The following is a 15,201-nucleotide window of genomic DNA, read 5'->3' on the forward strand; positions in this document are numbered from 1 at the left end:
ATCCATTAGTAAAGTTTTCCTTTGAAGTAGACTGGGGCGGAACGAACATCGGTTTTCAGGAAGTTTCGGGATTAAGCATCGAGCGCGATATCATTGAATACAGACAGGGAGCAAGTCCGGATTTCAGTAAGATCAAAATGCCGGGAATGGCAAAATTCGGAAACATCACTTTAAAAAGAGGAACTTTCAAAGGCGATAACGATTATTTCGAATGGCTGCAGACGGTTCAGATGAACACGGTAGAAAGAAGATCTATTACGATTTCTCTTTTAGACGAGAACGGCGCACCTGCGGTAACATGGAAAGTGAAAAATGCCTTCCCATTGAAATTACAGTCAACCGATCTGAAAGCTGAAGGTAATGAAGTGGCAATTGAAACTTTGGAGATTGCGCACGAAGGTTTAACTATTGAACATAACTAATCATGGCTCTTTTATATCCTCCAACCAGTTTCTCTTTTATTGTTAACGGGATTTCGACAACAGAGGGTATTGACTCCAGATTTCAGTCTATATCTGGTTTATCTACAGAAATTCAGGTCGAAGAATATGCCGAAGGAGGCGAAAACAGATTTCTTCATCAGCTTCCTCTAAGACCGAAATATGAAAATTTAGTTCTTAAGCGTGGCTTGATTGTAAGTTCAGGATTAATAAGCTGGTGCAGAAATGCAATGGAAAACTTCGAGTTTGAACCCAGAGATCTTGTCATTACACTTTCAGGAGGACTTCAGTCTACAGCACCTTTAATGGTCTGGAATGTAGTGGGAGCCTATCCGGTAAAATGGAACGTTTCAGAATTCAACGCAGAAGAAAGCAGGCTTGCTATTGAAACAATAGAGCTGAAATACAGATATTTCAAAATACCCTCATCGTTAGCAAGTTTAGGCTTGTAATTTCTAAATTAAATCTAAGCACTTACCGTGTGTTAGTTTTCGGATAACATTCAGCAAAAATTTTAAAATAAAAAAATAAAGGATTGGTCTATAACAGGACTGAACACACGCTTTATGTGCTTAGATTTTTTTAAATAAATACGTTAAATAATTGGTTTTAAGTTTTTTACGTATTAATAATTAATTAAAAAATAAACGAAATGCCAATAGAAATAAAAGAGCTTCACATTAAAATAAATGTGGACGAAAAAGCAGCCGCAACGACAACTACTCAATCAGTAGATGAAGCTAAAATTATGCGAGCAGTGAGTGAAAGCATAGAGCAGATAGTAAATATTGAACAACGTAAAAAAGAAAGATGATGGATAAATTAAAAATAGTCAGTTATAAAGACTCAAGTTATAAAGGTGAAGGAAGTAAGCCTTTTTATATTTTAATTAACCCGACTGGTTATTCTTTCACTCGTAAAAATCAGTTGAATCCAGATTCAGCAATAGGTACAAGCGATAATAACCTAAAGTATGATAAAACTCTTCCTTCAGAATTAAAACTAGAATTTTTATTTGATGGTACTGGTGTAGTACAAACAAATTCTGGAAATAAATTGGTAAATAAGATTGCTGAAAAAATAGGAGTTAAGAAAGATATTTTTAGAAAAAAAGCTGTAACAGAACAATTAAAAGATTTTTATTCGGCTACTGGCGACTACAATGGTTCTATTCATAAACCTTATAATGTAGAGCTTACTTGGGGAGAATTTCAATATCAAGGAATGCTTTCTGAATTTACGATAGATTATAAACTTTTTGACAACGACGGTAAACCATTAAGAGCTGTCGGAAAAGCAACATTTAATGGTTCAGTTTCAAATGAACTTGGTGCTTTAAAAGCCAAAAAAAATTCCCCTGATCTTACCCACAAAAGAACCGTACAGGCAGGAGACACTTTACCCTTAATGACTGAAAGAATCTACGGAGACTCCAAATATTACTTGGAAGTTGCTAAAGTTAATAATCTCATCAATTTCAGACAGTTGAAACCCGGAACTGAACTCTACTTTCCACCCATAGAAAAAATAGCATAATATGAACAATAGCGGATACATAAAAACATCAAAAAATCCGGATCTGATCACTTTTAAAGTAATGTCCGGAGGTACAGAGTTGCCCGGAAAATATGGGGTAAAAAGTATTGTTGTAGAAAAAGAAGTAAACAGAATTCCTTATGCCCGCATTGTTATTTTGGATGGAAGCGTACCGGAACAGGATTTTAAACTAAGCAATGAAGATCTTCTGATTCCCGGAAAAGAAATTGAAATTACCGCAGGTTACCATTCGGACGAAGAAAGCATTTTTAAAGGAGTTGTTGTAAAGCACAACATCAAAGTAAGAAACGGCTCTTCCTATCTCATCATAGAATGCAGAGATAAAGCGGTGAAAATGACTTTAGGCAGAAAAAGTAAATATTTCTACGACAGTAAAGACAGCGACATTATCGGAGAACTCATCAGTAATAACGGATTGACTGCCGATGTTCAGACTACCTCAAATTCACACAAAGAATTGATTCAGTACAGAGCTTCCGACTGGGATTTTATGCTCACCAGAGCACAGGCAAACGGAAAACTTTGTTTTGTAGAAGACGGAACCGTTAAAATAGCGAAACCCGATTTCAGTAAAAAAGAAGTGGAAACAGTGGTTTACGGATCTTCGGTGCATGAGTTTGACGGAGAAATAGACGCAAGAGATCAGTTCAAAAAAATTTCAGCCAAAACATGGAGCTATACCGATCAGGAACTTACAGAAGTAGAAGCTCAGGATCCTGCCGTAAAACTTAACGGAAACCTTTCACCGGATGATCTGGCAAAAGTATTTGGGATAGACGATCTGCAGCTTAAACATGGCGGAAATCTTACGCAAAGTGAACTTCAGGACTGGAGTGATGCAAAGGCAACTTTCCAGCAATTGGCAAAGACCAGAGGAAGGGTGAAATTCCAGGGAATTCCGGCTGTAAAACCGGGAGTTTCATTAATGCTGCAAGGCGTAGGAAACCGTTTCAACGGAAAAATTTACGTAACAGGCGTCCGTCACGAAATTGCTGAAGGAAACTGGCTTGTCGATGCACAATTCGGGCTTTCTCCGACATGGTTCTCAGAAACATACGATGTAAGCGAAATGCCGGGTTCAGGGATTATTCCTTCCATCAGCGGACTGCACATCGGGAAAGTATCCCAACTGGAATCCGATCCCGATGGAGAAGACAGGATTCTGGTGCAGATCCCGATCATCAATAACGAAGAGGAGGGAATCTGGGCGCGTGTAGCCACACTTGATGCAGGAGAAAACAGAGGATCATTCTTCAGACCGGAAATCGGAGATGAGGTAATCATTGGTTTTATTAATGATGATCCCAATGATGCAGTAGTTCTGGGAATGCTGAACAGCAGCGCAAAACCGGCTCCCATTGTAGCTTCCGATGACAACAACGAAAAAGGATTTGTTACCCGCAGCAAAATGAAGATGATTTTTAATGACGATAAAATTTCATACACCCTTGAAACACCAAAAGGCAAAAAAATAACTGTAGACGAAGATGCAGATGTCATTAAAATAGAAGACGAGCATAAAAATACTCTTACCCTCAATAAAGACGGGATCAGTATGGAAAGTGGGAAAGACATTAAGATCAAAGCAAAAGGTGATATTAAGATGGAAGGAACCAATATCGGTATCAAAGCATCCACACAGTTCAAAGCAGAAGGAAGTTCCGGTTCTGAGCTTAAATCAGGCGCAGTAACCGTCGTAAAAGGCTCTCAAGTTAAAATCAATTAATCATGAAACCGGCAGCAAGAATTACAGATATGCATACCTGTCCGATGGTAACGGGAACTACCCCGCACGTTGGCGGGCCCATCATTCCGGCAGGAGAACCTACTGTACTTATAGGAGGTAAACCCGCAGCAAGAGTAGGAGACAAAGCAATATGCACAGGTCCGCCCGATACCATTGCAGCAGGATCCTCAAGCGTAATGATCGGCGGAAAACCAGCCGCAAGAATGGGGGATTCTACCGCTCACGGAGGCGTAATAAGCGCGGGTGAAGCAACTGTTTTAATAGGCGGATAATACACATTCTGCAAGATTAAAAAATGTAAGGACATCAATAACAAAACGGTTAGAAAACTAAAACTCTATGTTACAGATGCGAGATGTTACAATTAAATATAATACAAGAACGTATGAAAATAAATACAGATTTTTTAGGAATAGGCTGGAGTTTCCCGCCTGAGTTTAATGAGACTGAAGGAAAGCTGGTAATGACTACAGATGTGGAAGACATCAACAACAGTCTGATCATTTTACTCTCCACAAGACCGGGAGAACGAGTCATGTTCCCCGATTACGGATGCGACCTGCAGGAAATGCTTTTCAAACCTTTGGACTTAACGCTGATTACCCAGATGAAAGGAATCATCGAGCGTGCCATTTTATACCACGAGCCCAGAATAAACATTTTAAATATCGACATCGATACTCAGGAAGAACTGGAAGGCGAAGTGTTGATAAAAATTGATTACGAAGTAAGGAATACGAATACCAGAAGCAATATGGTTTTCCCTTTCTATAAAGGTGAAGCTACTGAAATATAAATAATTACGGGATGTCTGTAACCATTTTGAATACTACCGAAACATTACATTAAGTATTGCATCTGACCATAGAATATAAATATAAACAAATGAAAAAAACAGATACATTTTCACATTATCGTGAAGGAAAATCACAAATGCAGCGCTTTTTAGCGGATCTGGATCCCGGCAATCTCGAATTGCACGACTTCGATCTGTTCGATTGGCTGCTATTTGCAAACAATTTTGCCAGTCATGTAAATTTTTTTGAAAAAGATGCTGATACAGCAATACCAGATAAGAAGTGGGGAAACTTTTTCTTTGGTGATGATACCAATGCTATTCCGCGCCGAGAAAGCGTAGATTACAAAAGTATGAAAAAACAGGTTACAGATCTTATTTCCCAGTTTGAACAGGACAGCAATCTGACGCCGCATCTTACTTTGTTCGTCTGCTTTCTGAAATTGCTGGATTTTTCCAAAAAAGCTTTCAATAATTTAACGAAAAGACATCTGGATTTCTACTATAACGAGATCCTTCAGATTCAGAAAAATGATGCTAAAGAAGATAAAGTCTATGTGATTTTTGAATTGGCTAAAAAAGCAATTCAGGAAAGAATTCCGGAAGGAACACTTCTGGACGGAGATAAAGATGCGGAAGGAAAAAAACGAATCTACAAAACCAATAATGAACTGATTGCCAATCAGGCAAAAGTAGTTGAAATTAAAAGTATTCTTAACGACGGCGGAAAACAAGAGCTTAAAATGGCTCCGGTTACCAATTCTGCCGATGGTTTGGGCGAAAAACTGCCGGAAGGCGGAAACTATTGGTGGCCGTTCGGATACAATGCGGAAGAAACAGCTTCGGACAAATCGATCTATAAAGAACTTCCGAAAGCGAAACTGGGATTTTCTGTAGCATCATCTTTATTCGATTTAAAAGAAGGAGACAGAACAATTACCCTGAAAATAGATTTTAAAGCAAATTCTGTTCAAAAACTAAAAGCCCTTGAAAAAGAAGATTTTCAGAACAACATCAAAGTACTTTGCAGCGGGGAAAAAGAATGGCTATCCGACATTGCATTACAATGCACTGAAAATGGAGAAACAGGAAACAAAAGTGATAAAAAATACCGTTTAACCTTTTCTTTAACATTACCTAAAGATTTTCCTGCCATCGTAAAATACAATAAAGATGTTCTGAAGGAAACATTCCAGACCAGCTTTCCTGTTCTCAGATTCATGATTGAAGGGAAGAAATATTATGAAGTCTATGAAGCTTTTTCAGAAGCATTGGTCAACAATATTGAAGTTTCTGTAGATGTAAAAGGAATAAAATCTCTTCAGATTGAAAATGACAATGGAGAACTGAATTCCGAAAAATCCTATTATCCATTTACTGCGCAGCCGATTAAAGGTTCCAATTTTTACATAAAATGTCCTGAAATGTTCTCTAAAAAGTGGAACACTGCAGACATTACCATCAATTGGAAAAACACGCCGGCTTCCATAAAGGATTTATACAGCGGGTATATCATGGAACCGGATACAAATATCAGTCAGCAGGATTTCAACAATTTGAAAAATTCGTCAGTTGTAACAGGAGACGATTATTTTAAGATCGATACTGCTGTGTTAGACAAAGAAATCTGGCACAATCAGGAAAGTGATATTGCTTTATTTAAAAAGAATGGAAATGTTTACCAGACAAAGTTTTCTGTAAAAAGCACCAGTGATGAAGCAGGTACAGGCGAAGCGATACGGGTAAAACTGAAGAAATCTTTATTACAGGACTTGTATCCTAAATTATATACGCTTGTTTTATCAGATCCTCAAAAACTTAAAGTAGTTCCGAACGAACCTTATATTCCTTTTGCGGAAGATATTGAACTGAGCTACAGCGCAACAGAAACTGCATACCATTCTTTAAGAAAAGATTCTGAAGGAGAACTTCTGAAAAGTGAAGAAGTACAGATGTATCATGAAGATGCTTTCGGGCAGTATGAAAAGGAAATCGATACGAAAACCATTGTTCCGGTACATCAGAAAGGAGGCGAATTATACATCGGTCTGGAAGCAGTTCCACAAATGACGGTTTCCCTTCTCATCCAGATGCTGGAAGGAAGCGAAAATCCTTTAGCTGAGACTTTTGAAGAAAAAGAGTATATCGAATGGAGCATTCTTTCCGGAAATACATGGATTGATCTTTCAAACTCTATGCTGCAGAATGATACTAAAAAATTCCTGGAATCCGGAATTGTAAAATTCAAAATTCCAAAAGATATCAATTTGAATCACACAAGATTTACAGATCAGTTAATCTGGGTAAGAGCAAGATCAGGAAGAAGTTACGATGCGGTTTGTAAAGTTCAGGGAATATATACACAGGCAGTTCTGGCAACATTCCAGAATCAGAACAACGATCTGTCCCACTTAAACAACGGTTTGGAAGCCAATACGATTTCCAGACTTATTACCAGAGTTCCGCAGGTAAAATCGGTGAGCCAGCCGTATAACTCATTCGACGGAAAATACAAAGAAACAGATACAGAATTCTACAGAAGAGTAAGCGAAAGACTGAGACATAAAAACAGAGCCGTTACACAATGGGATTACGAACATCTCGTTTTGCAGGAATTTCCGGAAGTTTTCAAGGTAAAATGCCTGAATCATACTTCAGAAAAGTCTTACCTCGCTCCCGGATATGTTACGCTGATGGTTGTTCCGAATATTAAAAATAAAAACGCTTTTGATATTTATCAGCCAAGAGTAAGCAGAGCCACGCTTAACAGAATTCAGAAGTATATAAATGAATTGAATACCATGCACATCAACGCTCAGGTAATCAACCCGAATTATAAAGAAGCGAAGGTAGAAACAAAGGTGAAATTCTTCGATCAGTATGATGAAACATTTTACACAAAACAATTAGACGAAGACATCAAAAAGTACATATCGCCTTGGGCTTTTACAGACACTAAAGATATTGATTTTAATGTGAAACTGAATGTTAATCAGCTCATTAATTATCTGGAACAACTGCATTATGTAGACTACGTTGAAGAGACCAGTATATTGGTAAATAATGTTTTACAGACACAGTCTTTAATCGAAGTAGATCCGAAATCCATACTTGTATCTGCCAAACAGCACAAAGTTACTATTGCAGAACAGGTATGCCTTTAATAACAAACAAGCAGAAACATAATTATGTCAGAAAATAAGCACATTAGTATACCCAAAAATATAGAAACGCAGGATCAGACCGATTTTCACTTTCTACGCAGAACAGGTATTGAATATATAGAAGGATTAGGAGGAAAACTTTGGACAGATTATAACTCTCACGATCCGGGGATTACCACACTGGAAGTTTTAAGCTATGCCATCACAGATCTTGGGATGAGGATGAATATGAATATGGAAGACATTCTTGCTTCAAACGATGCAAAAAAAGATATTCATACACAATTCCTGAAAGCTACGGAAGTTTTACCTTCCAGACCTTTAACGGAGCTTGATTACAGAAAACTCTTCATCGATATCAGCTTTAAATCCGGTCATCCGAGACCAATCAGCAACTGTTGGCTGGTTCCGAGAAACGAAACGCTGTATGTGGATTGCAAAACAGGACAGTTGGATTTTGAACCTATCGGAGAAAAGACACAGCATTTTAATGTTAAAGGATTGTATGACCTTTATGTAGATTATGCCGATGATATCGACGATAGCGAGAATGAAGATTGCGACAAATCGAATACAAGAGTAAAAATACTGGAGCGCTATCACCAGAACAGAGGTCTTTGTGAGGATCTTGTAGACATCAAAGAAATCGAAACCCAGAAAGTGGCGGTATGCGCCCGCATCGGACTTGTAAATAAAGTAGATGAAGAACTGGTTCATGCAAAAGTACTCAGAGCGATCAACAATTATCTGGCTCCGGAAGTTCATTTCTATTCATTAAAGCAGATGCTGGAAAAAGGTCTTACCACAGATGAGATTTTTGACGGACCGATTCTCGATAATGGCTTTATTGATACGGAAGAATTGAAAGCAAGTCAGTTAAGAAGAGAAGTCCGGCTTTCTGATATCATCAGCGAGATCATGAAAATCGACGGAGTGAAGGAAATTCACGAAATTTCTATTGCCGGCTGCGACAGTGTGGTGAAGCAGACCGATGACTGGATGATCTGTATTGAAAAAGGGAAAAAACCGGAGCTTTGCGATCTGAGTTCATTCAGTTACACCAAAGGTGCACTTCCGTTGAATATCAATACTAAAAAAGTTGATGAATATCTCGAAACGTTAAGAAAAGAGGAGGAAGTACTGAGAGAAGATGCAAGACAAAATAAAGAGTTGACTCTTCCGCAGGGAACTTCTTACGATATCGGGAATTACGCAACTATTTTAAATGAATTTCCTGATACGTACGGAGTAGGAATTTCCGGAATCATCGGAAATCCAACCCCGGAAAGAGAAGCTTTGGCAAAACAGATGAAAGGATATCTTTTGTTTTTCGATCAGATTCTTGCCAGTTATTTCAAACACCTTGAAAAAGTAAAAGAAGTTTTAAGTATCAGTGGAGGTTTAAAGAGAACGTTCTTTACTCAGGCTCTTAAAAATATCAAAGGTTTTGAAGAATTGGTTTCAGATTATGATGAAAACGAGGACACGCTTACAGATATTTTATACGAAGAACTTGATAACAGCGTGGAACGCCGAAATGAAGTGCTGGATCATTTAATTGCCCGTTTTGCAGAAACATTCAGCGACTATACTTTCCTGATGAAATCTCTGTACGGAAAATCCACCGATGAAATTGTACTGAACAATAAAGAAACGTTCCTGAAAGAGTACAAATCTTTGAGCAAAGACCGTGGATTGGGCTATAATTATACATTGGATGATACTGCGAATGTCTGGAATACAGACAATATTTCAGGGGTACAGAAAAGAATTGCCCGATTATTGGGGATTAAAAATTACCAGCAGAGAAATCTTTCTCAAACACCTGTTTCGATTATTAAATCGGTAAGTGACGACGGAAAGGTAAGCTATTCATGGAAAGTAAAGGATGGAAATAATAATATCACTTTATCATCCGTAAATACATACCATATCGAATATGCGGCAACTAAAAATCTGCATGAAGCCATTTATCAGACCATTCAGATAGACGAAGAAGATCTTAAAAATGCATTAAAGCTTTTAAAGGAAAATCAGACTCATTATGATTTGATTGGGAATATTCAAATAAGAATGTCTGCCGGAGGGAACTATTATCTTGAAATTATGGATTACAGCCAGCCGCAAAATATAATGGCTACCCATAAAAAGACCAATCCATACACTTCTTTAGCTGAATTAAAAAAGGGAATTGAGGAGTTGGTAAGATATTTCAAATACGATTTTACCGAAGAAGGAATTTTCCTTGTAGAGCATTTGCTGCTGAAACCGGCATTCAAAGATTACAAGCTTATAGGAGGAATCGGATGTATGTCTGTGGAAGATACATTCAAAGTATTTCAGGATCTTGAAGGGATCGGAAGCATGATTATAGGAAAATCTTTTGAAGTATTTCCGAATGATGATGGAGATGTTCTTTCCGGAAATCCGGTAGATTATGCAGATGCTTTAATGTCTTCCTGCGAAGAAGACTGCGAATATGATGTTTTTGATCCTTATTCTTACCGTGTAAGTGTGGTTCTTCCGGGCTTTGCCTACCGTTTTCAGGATCCTGACTTCAGACGTTATGCAGAAACTGTGATCCGACAGGAAATTCCGGCTCATATTCTGGCTAAAATCTGTTGGGTTGGAGATCGTTTAAGTGAAAAACAAACCGCTCAGAACGATTTGTCTGCATTTGAAAAGGCGTTTAAAAAATATCTTTCAGATAAAGCAAAAAATAATATTAACAATTTAGGAAACAGCATTCAGAATTTACTGACGGCTCTTACCAACTTAAATAATATTTACAGACCGGGAAGACTCTTAGACTGTGCTATAGAAGATAACGACAGCCTGGACGGAAAAATAATATTAGGACAATCAAACATATAAAATTGAAAAATAATGAATGCTAAATTAGATAATGTAACAACCCAATATAGAAAGTTTAACGAAAATCAGGTACTTACAGACGGGCAGTTAAATGAATTCATAGACTATTTCGAAGATGAGGACAGGCTCTCGAGAACACTTCTCAGCGGGGTAGGAATTGTATGCGGATTTAAATCCACAATTACCAGTTCCGGTCTCATTACAGACGTTATGGAAAAAATAGCTCCGCAAAAGGCTGAAAATGCTTTGGATACCATTGTGATAACTCAGGGAGCTGGCGTTACCACAGACGGAGATTTAATTACCCTTCGTACAGGAAAAGAGAAATCTTCAGACGTTACGATAGATTTTGATGCCAAAAATTACAGATACTTCAGAGAGTATAAAGACAAAGTGAAGTATAATCATTTCCGAATCGGAGAAGAGCAGATTCCTTTATTTGAACTGGCAACCGATGACGAACTGAAGCAAATGGAAGTTAAAGGATTAGATACAGGAAGCTTTAAAGATATTAAAACTCTGGAAAAACTGAATGAAAAAATCATCATCCTTTATTTGGAAAGCTATTCTAATGACGAGACTCCTTGTGAAGATGCCGATTGTGATAACACCGGAGCAGAGCAGGTTTCTGATCTTAAAGTGCTTTTGGCAAATTTTCAGTCTGTTTCCGATCTTATGGCGAATGGAAATGCAAAAGATACGCTGTATAAAATTCATAATTCTTACGAAGAACTTTTTGACCGCTTACCAAATATTGAAGCGAAAAGAGTAATTCTTGATCCTAAAATTGAAACAGCCGGTCAGCTAAAAGCAAGATTTCGCAGCGCTATGGATTCTGTTACCAGATTGTCTGAAGGTTTTGAGGCAATTGCAGGTACTTTTAAAATAGACATGAACTTCAGTGGCTTATCACTCTTCAATAAACTGAATACCTTATTGTCTGCATCTTCCCCAAGACTGGATGATTTTCAGTACAGATATGATCTACTGAAAGATCTCATTGATACCTACAACGAAATAAAAGGACTTATCTTACATCTGAATGCAGAATGTTGTCCTTCTATTGCGTCATTCCCTAAACATTTGATGTTGGGATATGCCGGAGGTTCTTTGGAACTGGGAGAATATGCGGCTTTCCGTCACGGATTTTATCATTCACCCATCACAACTCAGGATGATGAAAATTATGAAAGGCTGATATTGCTTGCCAATCGTTTTGTGCAGAAAATCAACGGATTTCAATCGTATATAGGACCCGTTAAAATTACACCATCCAATCTTTACGTAAGATTAGGAGAAAAAGCAATTCCATATTATTATAACGTAGATAAGACTTTACTGGATAAATGGAATTTTGAAAAAACAAAGACAGACAGAGAAACCTATAATTTAAGTTATCATACTGCGAACTTATCATCAGAAGATTATATTCAGAATCCCCTGAATTATAATATCGATAACAATGATTTTTACAGAATTGAAGGACATCTTGAACTGCCATACGAAACAGCGGTACAGAATATTAATGACCTTAAAGTAAAGTACGGACTGGCTTTTGACGTTAGCGTTTTACTTTTAAATAATGGTAAAAAAACGGATGATACATCTGAAGAGCCCAGAAAAGTTTCTATTGAGGAACTCAGAAATAAATTATTATCCATTTCCAATGAGATCAGTAAAGAAGCTGGCGATCCTAAAAATGCGCTCCTTAATTTATCCAAATTAGACAGCGATCTTAAGTTATTGAATAAAGCTAAATTTGAAACGCCTTCCGGAACATCAGACGATGTAACGATTGTAAAAGAAGATCCCAGAAAAGAAGAAATTTCTACAGAACTTTTAAGTGATTTTTTAGAAAGAAAATCCGGCTTGGAGCATCTTTCCGGTGTAGAACCTGGCGGAACATTTATTTTGATCGCAGAGTCGAAGGCAAACAATCAGGTTATTGCAGACTTCTCATTGCCTTATTTATGCTGTTCCAAAAAAGATCCTGTGTTCTTATCATTACCTTCAGGTAAACTTTGCCAAAATGAAAAACCGGTTCTTATGACAATCGTTCCTTTGGATGGTCAGGTAAAAGCATTTGTAAACGGAACAGAAATATCCGCCATTACCCAGACCGGAGGACAAAGTTATTTTGATCCGGCATTGGTTGGCGCAGCTTATCTCGGACAAACCATTACTTTCACAGTTAATGATGATCCTGTGGATACTCAAATGATTGTTAATGAAGTTCCAAATGTTACGGTAACAACAGGAACCCCTGTAAATGGAGAAAACCCTACAAATCCTACAGCAACGGTAACATTTACTGTTTCCGGTAATAATTTAGGTAATCTTGACTATAACTGGAATTTTGGTGACGGTCAGTTAGTTACTGTAAAGAAGCCAGCTCCTGATGCAAATGGAGTTGTAAGTCAATCTCACACCTATAATCTGGTTGCTGGTCAGGAAGATACGTTCAACCCGATACTTTCTGTGAGTAATGGAAGTGGATGCAGCACACAATATACGATAGCCCCTATAAAACTGAAAGGGCAGTCGCTCGTTCAGTGTCTTTCTAGTCTGGAGATTACCGTTCAGTACAATGAAAGCTTAGGACCATGTCCCGGAAATCACAGATGTAATAGCGCGAAATTCAATTTAATGGCGAACGGAGTGTACAGAATCGGTGGTGTGAACCTGAATAATGCAAGTGAAAGTCTTGAAAACGGACAATCACGTCCTAATGGTGAACTTAGAGGACCAAACAGGATTAATACCTTCTTCCTGAGTCCTACGGATGCACAGTCTATCGCAGCCACAGATCTGAATGGGGAAGGATTTATATCATTCTCTTTAGTATGTGCAGACAATAGCTGTCATGATGGTGTTGCATGGACTACATTAAAACTTGGCGGAGTCGTGATTTATGACGGATGTCCTAGAAATAATTTCTTAACAATTAATCCTTGTACAGGAGAAGTAAAACCATAAGAGTATGAAACTGATTGATACATATGAAAAAGACGGAATTACTATCGAGGTAAACAGCTTATTAACTACAAAAGATTCTGTGATTGATATAAAGCAGATTTTTATCCTGAACGATGTGGTGTATATAAGTTTCGATACTGTACAGGACAGGATTCTTATGTCGGAAACAGCAGAGATTTTTATCCGGAAGTATAGGGAATATTTAAATACGCTTACAAAAAAAGTATTTACTGCCCAGTCTTCCTGTAAATGCCAGACTTGCCAATAAGTTCAGTTAAGAATCAGAGCAGTAATTAAAATAACACCTTAGAAATACATTTGTCTAAGGTGTTGTTTAAATCATTTTAACAAATCATTAAAAATGAACAATAATGAATAATCAATTAAATAATATACCGAATCCATACCGGAAGTTCATTAAATTAAGTGATGTATCTACCCAATACCGCAAATTCAGTAAAGGACAGTACATTGAGTATACTCAGTTAAATGAGTTTTTAGACTTTTTTGAGGATCAGGATCGTTTATCCAGAGTAATGCTTCAGGGAACAGGTATAGTATGCGGTCTTAAACCTGAATTTACCTATTCCAATAAAAAACTCAACAGCATAAAACTTTCGCAGGGAGTTGCAGTTACAACCGATGGAGATTTGCTTACCCTCAGCAATACTGGTAAAGTAAGCGAAGAATTATACGTAAGTGATCTAAAGACAATCAGTATTGATAGTAAAGAATATACTCATTTTAAAAAATACGACAATTTCAAGGTAAACTATCCTGCATTTTATGATGAAAACGGAGGACAGATTGAACTTTGGGAACTGGCTACAGCTCAGGAAGCAACTTCAGATTTTCAGCAGTTAGTCAACTTTACGGATCTCGAAGATCAATACCTGATGCTCTATCTGGAAAGTTATGAAAAAGAAGTAAAACCTTGCAGGGGAGTAGATTGTGATAATCATGGAATCCAGCAGATCCGAAATCTAAAAGTATTGGTTACAAACGAACAGGGTGTTAATTATATTCTTCAGAAAGACCGCATTCAGCCGCATCCGTTATTTATAGAGGATATATTAGGCTCGGTAAAGCAGGAACGCGTTATTCTGGAAAGACTTATTAAAGAAAAGGGAATTGAAGCACAATTTTCCTTTGCAGATTTAAAAAGTCTTTACACAGAAGTTTTGGAAAGAAACAACTATGGTGAACTTGTTTTTAAAAAAATCAACGAAATTTCTAAATTATTTAGACTTTCTGCTGCAGATCATTCTTCCTTTAAAAAAGTTTTGGAAGGATGTCTTAGCCTGCCATCGGGTTTTCAGTATGCTTATGATGTGGTAAAAGATTTAGCGGATACGTATTCGGAAATTATCAGACTTCTTCCTAAAACATTTACAAAATGTCTTCCCGATTTTGCTTCTTTTCCTAAACATATTATGCTGGGGAAATTAAATTCAGAAACGAAGCTGGACTCTTCAAGACATCAGTTTTACAATTCACCGGTCTTGGATGATGAAAAGGCGATGCAGAAAGTTAAAACATTAATTAGCCGTTTCAATCTGCAGGTACAGAATTTTAAATATCCAAACCGCCATGTAGAAGTAATTGAGAGTGATATACCAATAAAAGCGGAATCCGCCATTAAAATTA

The 15,201-nt window shown here is 37.4% G+C and carries 11 protein-coding genes and 1 pseudogene; all 12 read left to right on the forward strand.

All coding sequences use genetic code 11. The features are described 5' to 3' along the window. A partial coding sequence (locus WFK35_RS12310) for a phage tail protein (protein WP_336732840.1) occupies positions 1 to 422 on the forward strand: 422 nt, incomplete at its 5' end. 2 nt (positions 423 to 424) lie between these two features. Further along, on the forward strand, positions 425 to 892 hold the full coding sequence (locus WFK35_RS12315; RefSeq protein ID WP_087711256.1) for a phage tail protein: 468 nt from the start codon (positions 425 to 427) through the stop codon (positions 890 to 892). A 200-nt stretch (positions 893 to 1,092) separates the two neighbouring features. Next, positions 1,093 to 1,254, forward strand: a complete 162-nt coding sequence (locus tag WFK35_RS12320; RefSeq protein ID WP_273079021.1) for a DUF5908 family protein — start codon at positions 1,093 to 1,095, stop codon at positions 1,252 to 1,254. Next, entirely contained in the window at positions 1,251 to 1,976 is a 726-nt protein-coding gene (locus tag WFK35_RS12325; RefSeq protein ID WP_336732841.1) for a CIS tube protein, read from the forward strand. The genes WFK35_RS12320 and WFK35_RS12325 overlap by 4 nt, the downstream gene beginning before the upstream one ends. A gap of 1 nt (position 1,977) precedes the next feature. Then, entirely contained in the window at positions 1,978 to 3,723 is a 1,746-nt protein-coding gene (gene vgrG / locus WFK35_RS12330; RefSeq protein WP_336732842.1) for a type VI secretion system tip protein VgrG, read from the forward strand. Positions 3,724 to 3,725: 2 nt separating this feature from the next. Continuing rightward, entirely contained in the window at positions 3,726 to 4,016 is a 291-nt protein-coding gene (locus WFK35_RS12335; protein ID WP_076394823.1) for a PAAR domain-containing protein, read from the forward strand. 113 nt (positions 4,017 to 4,129) lie between these two features. Next, positions 4,130 to 4,540, forward strand: coding sequence for a GPW/gp25 family protein (locus tag WFK35_RS12340; RefSeq protein ID WP_087711249.1), 411 nt, complete (start codon positions 4,130 to 4,132; stop codon positions 4,538 to 4,540). Between the two features lie 89 nt (positions 4,541 to 4,629). Then, entirely contained in the window at positions 4,630 to 7,704 is a 3,075-nt protein-coding gene (locus WFK35_RS12345) for a baseplate J/gp47 family protein (RefSeq protein WP_336732843.1), read from the forward strand. Between the two features lie 24 nt (positions 7,705 to 7,728). Beyond that, positions 7,729 to 10,578, forward strand: a complete 2,850-nt coding sequence (locus WFK35_RS12350) for a hypothetical protein (RefSeq protein ID WP_336732844.1) — start codon at positions 7,729 to 7,731, stop codon at positions 10,576 to 10,578. Positions 10,579 to 10,590: 12 nt separating this feature from the next. Then, positions 10,591 to 13,554, forward strand: a complete 2,964-nt coding sequence (locus WFK35_RS12355) for a PKD domain-containing protein (protein WP_336732845.1) — start codon at positions 10,591 to 10,593, stop codon at positions 13,552 to 13,554. A 4-nt stretch (positions 13,555 to 13,558) separates the two neighbouring features. Beyond that, positions 13,559 to 13,822, forward strand: coding sequence for a hypothetical protein (locus tag WFK35_RS12360; RefSeq protein WP_214590336.1), 264 nt, complete (start codon positions 13,559 to 13,561; stop codon positions 13,820 to 13,822). A 103-nt stretch (positions 13,823 to 13,925) separates the two neighbouring features. Beyond that, positions 13,926 to 15,201, forward strand: a pseudogene (locus WFK35_RS12365) (hypothetical protein); the annotation flags it as partial.

The organism is Chryseobacterium sp. VD8 (assembly GCF_037149975.1).
GTDB lineage: Bacteria > Bacteroidota > Bacteroidia > Flavobacteriales > Weeksellaceae > Chryseobacterium > Chryseobacterium indicum.

Excerpts from the sequence above, each read along its gene's own strand:
- WFK35_RS12335 (WP_076394823.1), top strand. The coding sequence starts at position 3,726 with ATGAAACCGGCAGCAAGAATTACAGATATGCATACCTGTCCGATGGTA.
- WFK35_RS12360 (WP_214590336.1), top strand. The coding sequence starts at position 13,559 with ATGAAACTGATTGATACATATGAAAAAGACGGAATTACTATCGAGGTA.
- WFK35_RS12355 (WP_336732845.1), top strand. The coding sequence starts at position 10,591 with ATGAATGCTAAATTAGATAATGTAACAACCCAATATAGAAAGTTTAAC.
- WFK35_RS12345 (WP_336732843.1), top strand. The coding sequence starts at position 4,630 with ATGAAAAAAACAGATACATTTTCACATTATCGTGAAGGAAAATCACAA.
- WFK35_RS12350 (WP_336732844.1), top strand. The coding sequence starts at position 7,729 with ATGTCAGAAAATAAGCACATTAGTATACCCAAAAATATAGAAACGCAG.
- WFK35_RS12315 (WP_087711256.1), top strand. The coding sequence starts at position 425 with ATGGCTCTTTTATATCCTCCAACCAGTTTCTCTTTTATTGTTAACGGG.
- WFK35_RS12340 (WP_087711249.1), top strand. The coding sequence starts at position 4,130 with ATGAAAATAAATACAGATTTTTTAGGAATAGGCTGGAGTTTCCCGCCT.
- vgrG (WP_336732842.1), top strand. The coding sequence starts at position 1,978 with ATGAACAATAGCGGATACATAAAAACATCAAAAAATCCGGATCTGATC.
- WFK35_RS12325 (WP_336732841.1), top strand. The coding sequence starts at position 1,251 with ATGATGGATAAATTAAAAATAGTCAGTTATAAAGACTCAAGTTATAAA.
- WFK35_RS12320 (WP_273079021.1), top strand. The coding sequence starts at position 1,093 with ATGCCAATAGAAATAAAAGAGCTTCACATTAAAATAAATGTGGACGAA.